At 74.1% G+C, this 6,603-nt stretch carries 8 protein-coding genes; 3 read left to right on the forward strand and 5 right to left on the reverse strand.

Going from position 1 to position 6,603, the window contains the following annotated elements:
* Positions 1-217 precede the first annotated feature (217 nt).
* Together ACZ6S4_RS36985 and ACZ6S4_RS36990 are read left to right on the forward strand one after the other, a co-directional pair.
* Positions 218-928 (forward strand): ANTAR domain-containing protein, encoded by a 711-nt coding sequence (locus ACZ6S4_RS36985; RefSeq protein ID WP_465479369.1) that lies wholly within the window; start codon positions 218-220, stop codon positions 926-928.
* Between the two features lie 47 nt (positions 929-975).
* Positions 976-2,070, forward strand: coding sequence for a DICT sensory domain-containing protein (locus tag ACZ6S4_RS36990; RefSeq protein WP_465479370.1), 1,095 nt, complete (start codon positions 976-978; stop codon positions 2,068-2,070).
* 13 nt (positions 2,071-2,083) lie between these two features.
* On the opposite strand, the gene ACZ6S4_RS36995 is transcribed toward ACZ6S4_RS36990, so the two are convergent.
* The 4 genes from ACZ6S4_RS36995 to ACZ6S4_RS37010 all read right to left on the reverse strand — a co-directional run bounded on the left by ACZ6S4_RS36995 (position 2,084) and on the right by ACZ6S4_RS37010 (position 5,405).
* On the reverse strand, positions 2,084-2,836 hold the full coding sequence (locus ACZ6S4_RS36995; RefSeq protein ID WP_465479371.1) for a ZIP family metal transporter: 753 nt from the start codon (positions 2,834-2,836) through the stop codon (positions 2,084-2,086).
* Between the two features lie 42 nt (positions 2,837-2,878).
* Positions 2,879-3,055 (reverse strand): hypothetical protein, encoded by a 177-nt coding sequence (locus ACZ6S4_RS37000; RefSeq protein ID WP_465479372.1) that lies wholly within the window; start codon positions 3,053-3,055, stop codon positions 2,879-2,881.
* 4 nt (positions 3,056-3,059) lie between these two features.
* Complete coding sequence (locus ACZ6S4_RS37005) at positions 3,060-3,779, reverse strand: hypothetical protein (RefSeq protein ID WP_465479373.1); 720 nt, start codon at positions 3,777-3,779, stop codon at positions 3,060-3,062.
* Positions 3,780-3,842: 63 nt separating this feature from the next.
* Positions 3,843-5,405 carry a GGDEF domain-containing protein gene (locus tag ACZ6S4_RS37010; RefSeq protein WP_465479374.1) on the reverse strand — a complete coding sequence of 521 codons (1,563 nt, stop codon included), beginning with the start codon at positions 5,403-5,405 and terminating at the stop codon, positions 3,843-3,845.
* 180 nt (positions 5,406-5,585) lie between these two features.
* On the opposite strand from ACZ6S4_RS37010, the gene ACZ6S4_RS37015 reads away from it, so the two are divergent.
* A complete protein-coding gene (locus ACZ6S4_RS37015; RefSeq protein WP_465479375.1) occupies positions 5,586-6,323 on the forward strand; it encodes a VOC family protein in 738 nt (245 codons plus the stop codon).
* A 43-nt stretch (positions 6,324-6,366) separates the two neighbouring features.
* Here the strand turns inward: ACZ6S4_RS37015 and ACZ6S4_RS37020 are convergent, their stop codons facing one another.
* Positions 6,367-6,573 carry an MbtH family protein gene (locus ACZ6S4_RS37020; protein ID WP_465479376.1) on the reverse strand — a complete coding sequence of 69 codons (207 nt, stop codon included), beginning with the start codon at positions 6,571-6,573 and terminating at the stop codon, positions 6,367-6,369.
* Positions 6,574-6,603: the final 30 nt, after the last annotated feature.

The following is a 6,603-nucleotide window of genomic DNA, read 5'->3' on the forward strand; positions in this document are numbered from 1 at the left end:
GGAGGGGGAGTTCCTTCCTTTGCCGCACCCCCCTGCTTTCTCCCCCCCCCCCTCCCCCCCCCCCCCCCCCCCCTCCCCCCCCCCCCCCCCCCCCCCCACGCGGGTGCTTCTGATTCGCGGGGCCTGTGCGAAAAACGCTTGAACCGGTTCAACTTCGCCGGGGCCGTCAAGGGGTAGCGTGTGGCCTTGACGACCGAGGCCGGCGAGGAGACTGCTGATGTCCGAAACGCACCGGCCCGCCGCCGCCGAGGCCTTCGCCCGGCTCGGCCGGATCAAGCTCGGCGAGACCGACCTCGACGGCGTGCTGAAGACCGTCGCGGAGCTGGCCCGGGCCACCGTTCCGGGCGCCGACGCGGTCTCCGTGACCCTCGTACGCGCCACCGGCCCGGCCACCGCCGCCTTCACCGCCGAGCTCGCCCTGGCCTTGGACGAGGCGCAGTACCGGCGGGGACACGGCCCGTGCCTGGATGCCGCGGCCTCCCTGCAGACCCTGGCCACCCCGCACACCGAGAGCGAGAGCCGCTGGCCCGACTGGGCCGCCCGGGCCCGGAACGCCGGTGTGCGCAGCGCGCTGGCCGTGGGTCTGCCCGTGGAGGAGGGGGTCACGGGGGCGATCAACGTCTTCTCCACCGCGCCGGACGCCTTCGACGACGAGGCCGTCGCGCTCGCGCAGACCTTCGCCGCGTACGCCGCCGCGGCTTTGGCCAACGCCCACGTCTACGACGTGCAGGTGACCCTGGCCGAGCAGATGCAGGTGGCGATGGAGAGCCGGGCCGTCATCGAGCAGGCCAAGGGCATCATCATGGGCGAGCGGCGGTGCACCCCGGAGGAGGCGATCCAGATCCTCATCGGCGTCTCGCAGCAGGGCAACCGCAAGGTCCGCGACATCGCGGCGGCGCTGGTCGCCCGGGCCGGCCGGCCCTCCTGAGACGCACCGGTGGCGGAGCCCCGGCCACCGCCGTAGAGTCCGGCCCGATGATCGAGAAACGCCTGACCAAGTCCACGTTGGTGACTGTCTCGCACGCCATCGAGCAGGCGGCCCTGGCCGTGGCCGAGGACGGGCCCATGGTGGTCATCGCGCTGTTCCAGCGGCTGCCGTACTTCGAACGCGAACGCCAGGTGTACGAGCGGATCGCGAAGCTGGCGGCCGTCGCGGTGGTCGGCGTCGTCGCCACCCGCCCGCCGGAGCTGCCGGCCGGGCCGTACCCGGTGCTGCTGCACGAGTCCGAGGACCTGGCTCGCGAATGGACCGTCGCGGTGCTGACGCCGCGCTTCGGCGCCGTGCTGGTCGCTCATGACCGCGAAGAGGTCGATCCCGCAGCCGCCACCCTGGAAGCCGGCCGGGTGTTCGACGGCGACTGGCGCTTCCGGCGCGACGACGCCCTGCACGAGGTGCTGCGCCTGCGCGAGGCGCTGGCGGACCGCCTGCCCGCGGCCGCGCGCGCGGCGATCGACGACGTCGTGCAGCGGGTCCGGCACCTGCCGGCGACGCCGGGCGAGGGCCGGGCCGACGCGGCGGTACGGCTGCTGGCCGAACGCACCGACCGCGACCGCGCCACGATCCAGAAACTGCGCGCCCCCGCGGCCGGGGCCACGCCGGGCGGCCGGCACCAGGCGGCGCTGACCGACGAGGCCGGGGTACGCCGATGGTCAGGAGCCGACGGGGTGACCGCCTCGGGCACGCTGCCGGTGGCGCTGCTCGGCGTCCGCCCGGCCCCGGTGCGGGTGCTGCCCGAGCAGACCGGGCGCCGCACGCTGGCGTTGCGCAACGAGGGCCTGATCGCGGTCCTGGCCGCGGTGCTGCGCCCGGCCGACCGGATCACCCGCCTGGACGAGGACAGCTTCCTGCTGGTCATGCCGGCGCTGCCGTACGACGACGCGGTGAAACTGGCCTACCGGGTCGGCACCGAGCTGGCCGCGGCGGGTGAGCGCAACCCGTTCCTGCCGCCGACGGCCACCGTGGTGGTGGCGGTGACCCGCGACCGCCCGTTGCCGCTGGACGCCATCCGGGACGGCCTGACCTGGGCGGTGGGCGAGGGCATTCCCGTGGCCGCCCTGCCGTCGCGGTGAGCCCACCCGGTGCTCAGCCGGCGCGGGACAGGGCGAAGGCGGTCAGGAAGCCGAGCAGGGTGATCAGGCCGATGGCCAGGTGGGTCTTCTCGAAGGCCTCGGGGATCATCGTGTCGGCGATCATGGTGAGGATGGCGCCGGCCGCGAGCGCGGTGATGGCGGCCAGGATGCTCGGAGCCACGCCGCCCAGCAGGGTGTAACCGGCCAGCGCGGCGAGACCGCTGATCACCGCGATCCCGCCCCACAGCCCGAAGACGTACGCGGGCGAGCGGCCGGCGCGACGCATCCCGGCCGCGCTGGACAGGCCCTCGGGCACGTTGCTGATGAACACCGCCGCCACGGTGGCCACGCTCACCGCGCCGCCGCCGAGCAGGCTGGTGCCGATGACGATCGATTCCGGTACGCCGTCGAGCAGGGCGCCGAGGGCCAGCGCCGTACCGGATCCGCCCTGGTCCTGCTCGGAGGGCTGCTGATCGCCGGAGCGTTTGCGGTGCCGGGCCCCGCGCCGGGCCAGCAGGACGTTCGCCCCGGTGTAGAGCACGGCGCCGGCGATCGCGCCCAGCGCGGTCGGCAGCAGCCCGCCGCTCGCGTAGGCCTCGGCGACCAGCTCGAACGACACGGCCGACAGCAGCACCCCGGCGCCGAAGGCCATGATCGAGGCGATGATCTTCTGCGGGATCCGCGCCAGATAGCCGACCGCGGCGCCGACGAGCAGCGCCGAGCCCGCCAGCAGTCCCCACCCACCCGCTTGCAACCATCCCGGCATCGCCGCACTGTTTCCGCGACGATGATCTTCAAACGCCGCGGGTCAGAACGCCAGCACGACCCCGGCGACCAGGCTGCCCGCGAGCACCGCGCCACCGGCCGCCAGCATCGTCGTGGTCAGGCGGCGGTGCACGACGCCGGAGCCGGACTGCGGCCGGTTCAGGACCAGCCAGGTGGCGGTGGCCAGGATGAGCAGCCCCGCTATCTCGAGGACAATCATCGGGTCAGTCTGTGCCGGTTCCGGGGGCGGTGTCCGGCGTTTCCTCGTGAACGGTCGGTGAATCCCTCGCGAGGGCTCCGGCGACGAGGGCCAGGGCGTGGTCGCGGCCCGGGCAGCGGCGCGGACCGGCGCCGAAAGCCGGTCCCCCGGCCAGACCGACCAGCACGACCTCCCCCGCCCGCACCGTCACACCGCCGGCCGTGGTCGCCACCAGGGCCTGGCGCCGGGTGGCCCGGACCGGCGGATCGTCCTGCAGCACCTCGTCGACCGGCCGGTGCCGGGCCCGCTCGATCAGCGTGGCGGTCGCGTCGCACGCCTGGGTCAGCACGCCGATCAGGGCCGCGGTCGCTTCGGTGTACCCGCCGCCGAGGATCGTCACCAGCCGGTCGACCGCCGCGTCGGCCCGGCTCTCGTCGCCGGTGCCCGGCTGGTAGGCCTGCGCCACCTCGCGGACCAGGTCCGTGACCGGCTCGGCGATGCCCAGGGCCCGGGCCAGCACGGTCACCGGGTGCCCGCCGCCGGTGCGCAGCGTCGAGGGAGGCACGGCGTCGAGAACCGCGACGGCCAGAGCCCGCCGGTGGTCGTGGGCCGGGCCCGAGCTGAAGCGGCCGACCGCGGCCCGCAGCCAGGCGATGCCGCTCGCGCCGGGCGGCACGGGCGGCACCACGAAGCGAGGGTCGGTCAGGACGGCGAGGGCGGCCTCGCGGCCGTTGATCTGCTGCACGGCGAAACGGTACGGCCGCAACGGTTCGGTGCCGGCCGAAGTGTGGCGCCAGTGTGGCGCCGGTCAGCCGGTCGGTCCCGGTACGGCGACCGGCTCCCGTACCGGCGCGGCGACGGTGGTGACCTGGTCCCGGCCCTGTTCCTTGGCGCGGTAGAGCGCCCGGTCGGCCGCCTCGAGCAGATGCTGGACCGTGCCGTCCGGTGAGCTGGCCACCCCGATCGAGGCGGTCAGCGCGATGACGGCGTCCCCCACGACGATCGGTGTCTCGCGCAGCCGGCGGCGCACCCGCTCGGCGAGCCGCTCGGCCTCCGCCCCGTCGGTGTCGGTCAGCAGCAGCACGAACTCCTCGCCGCCGTAGCGGGCCACCACGTCGCTGGCCCGGGCCGTCGTGGTGATGCGGGCCGCCGCCTCCTGCAGGACCGCGTCACCGGCCAGGTGGCCGTGGGTGTCGTTGACCAGCTTGAAGTGGTCCAGGTCGACGACCATCAGGCTGACCGGGCGGCCGGCGGGCGCGCCGCGCAGCCGGTCGACGATCGTCATCAGGTGGCGGCGGTTGTAGAGGCCGGTGAGACCGTCGGTCACGGCCAGCCGCTGCTGCTCGGTCACGGCCAGGGCGAGCTGCTCGGCGAGACCGGCCCGGTCGGCCGCGAACAGGTACTGGCGCAGCATGACCGTGAGGAACAGGACGGCGACGACGATCAGGGTGAGATCACCGACCGCACCGGCGCTCACCTTGTCGAACGCGACCAGCGCCGAGGTGGCGGTGACCGAGATGAGGATCGGCATGAGCGGCATGCCCCGGTCGAAGGACCGTGGCTCGGCGGGCGGTTCCGGGCGCCGTACGGCGACCACAGCGGCCAGGAAGCACAGCGCCGCCGCGATCTCGAAGCCGACGTCCACCCAGCTGCCGCTGTCGTAGTCGCTGAAGGTGGCGAGGTAGGTGTAGACGATGTCGCTGACCGCGTTGACGGCCCCGGCGGCGCCGACGAGCCGCACCGTCATCGGCACCGACTTGTGCCCGGCCAGGCCGACGATGCCCAGGCAGGCCAGCAGCACCACGTCCAGCAGCGGGTACGCGACGTTGACCGCGTCGGCGAACGCCATCCCCTCCGAGAGCTGCGGCCTGATCAGCATCTGCCAGCCCAGCGCACCCAGGCTCACGATGATCAGCATGCTGTCCAGCAGGCCGCGCAGGTGCCGCAGCCGGGTCGCCCCGCCGAAGCCGACCAGGACCGCCACCACCATGAGCGTCGAGGAGAGCAGGTAGCCGATGTCGGCCACCGACGGTGCGGGCGGCCCGTCGGGGGTCAGATAGTCGTAGCCGGCCCAGACGCTCTCGCCCGCGAGCTGCGCCGCGAACGCCACGGTGAGCACCTGCCACAGGGTGCGGTGCCGCCCCCGTTCCCGGCGGACCGCCACCCCGGCGACGAGCACCCCGGCGATCAGCGGCACGAGGTAGAGGATGTCGCCGACGAACATCGCCGCCCGCGGCGAGTCCTGGCTGAGCGCGGTCAGCACGGTGTAGAGGACGAGCCAGGCCACGGTCGCGGCGACCGTGGCGCGCAGCAGCCGGTCAGGCGCACCGCCGCTCGTGCCGACTCCTGGGCGTACCTGCCCAGAGCTCATTCCGCTCACCGTTTCCCGTGCCGCGAACCCGGACCTTCTCCGGCACCTCATCGGTCACGCGCGGGCCGAGCTGAGCGGATGAGCCGCACGCCACGTGCGTCGCGTGGTACCGCCACCCGTTAGCTGGACAAGCGCCCCGCGACATTGACGATCGCCGTCGCGTACGGGTAATCAGGAACGATGTCTCGACCGACCCTGACCGACGACCTCGCCCGATACGTGCTGCCGCCCGTACAGTTCGACGGCCTGAGCCTGCAGGCGCTGGACCCGCCGGCCATCGCGCGATTCTGGGGCGCGGTGCTCGGCGCGCCGGTGCGCGAGGATGGCCCCGCGGCGTTCCGCATCGACCCCGGGCCCGGCCGGCCCCGCAACGAGATCGTCCGGGTGCGCCAGGTGCGGCGGCTCGCGACCGAGCAGAGCCGCGTGCACCTGGACGTCCGGCTGTCCGGCGCGGACGTCGACCACATCGTCGCGGCGGGCGGCCGGCTGCTGCGCCGGCCGGGCACCGACCCCTGGTACGTGCTGGCCGACCCGGAGGGCAACGAGTTCTGCGCCTTCCCGGCGGTCGACGACCGGCCCCCGGGCATCTTCGAGCTCGTCGTGAAGTGCCGCGACGCCCGGGCCCAGGCGCGCTGGTGGGGTGCGGTGCTGGGCGGCGAGGTGGTGGCCGAGGGCGAGGCCGCCGTGGTCCGGGCCGCCCCCGACTTTCCCTGGGACTTCTTCGTCTTCGATCCGGTGCCGGAGGCCCGCGACGGCGCGAACCGGCTGCACTGGCACGTGGTGCTGCGTGACCGCGACCCGGACGACCTGCTGGCGCTGGGCGCGGGCGTGGTGCGGGCCCCGGACGACGAGAGCGGCCACTGGGTGCTGACCGATCCGGAGGGCAACGCGTTCTGCGCCGTACCGGAGAGCTCCTGACGCGGCCCGGGCCCGCCGGCGCGGCGGGCCCGGTCGCGTGCCGTCAGGCCTTGGCCGAGCCGTCCATCTGCTCACGCAGGCTGCGCGGCCGCATGTCGGTCCAGACCTCGTCGACGTAGCCGGAACACTCGTCGCGGGTGCCCTCCTTGCCGACCCGCTGCCAGCCCGCCGGTACGTCCAGCCCCACCGGCCACAGCGAGTACTGCTCCTCGTCGTTGCGCAGCACCTCGTAGCGTTCGTGCTCGTCCATCTCTGTCCCCTCTTTCTCGCTCGGATCGAT

Source organism: Actinoplanes sp. NPDC051405 (assembly GCF_055586185.1).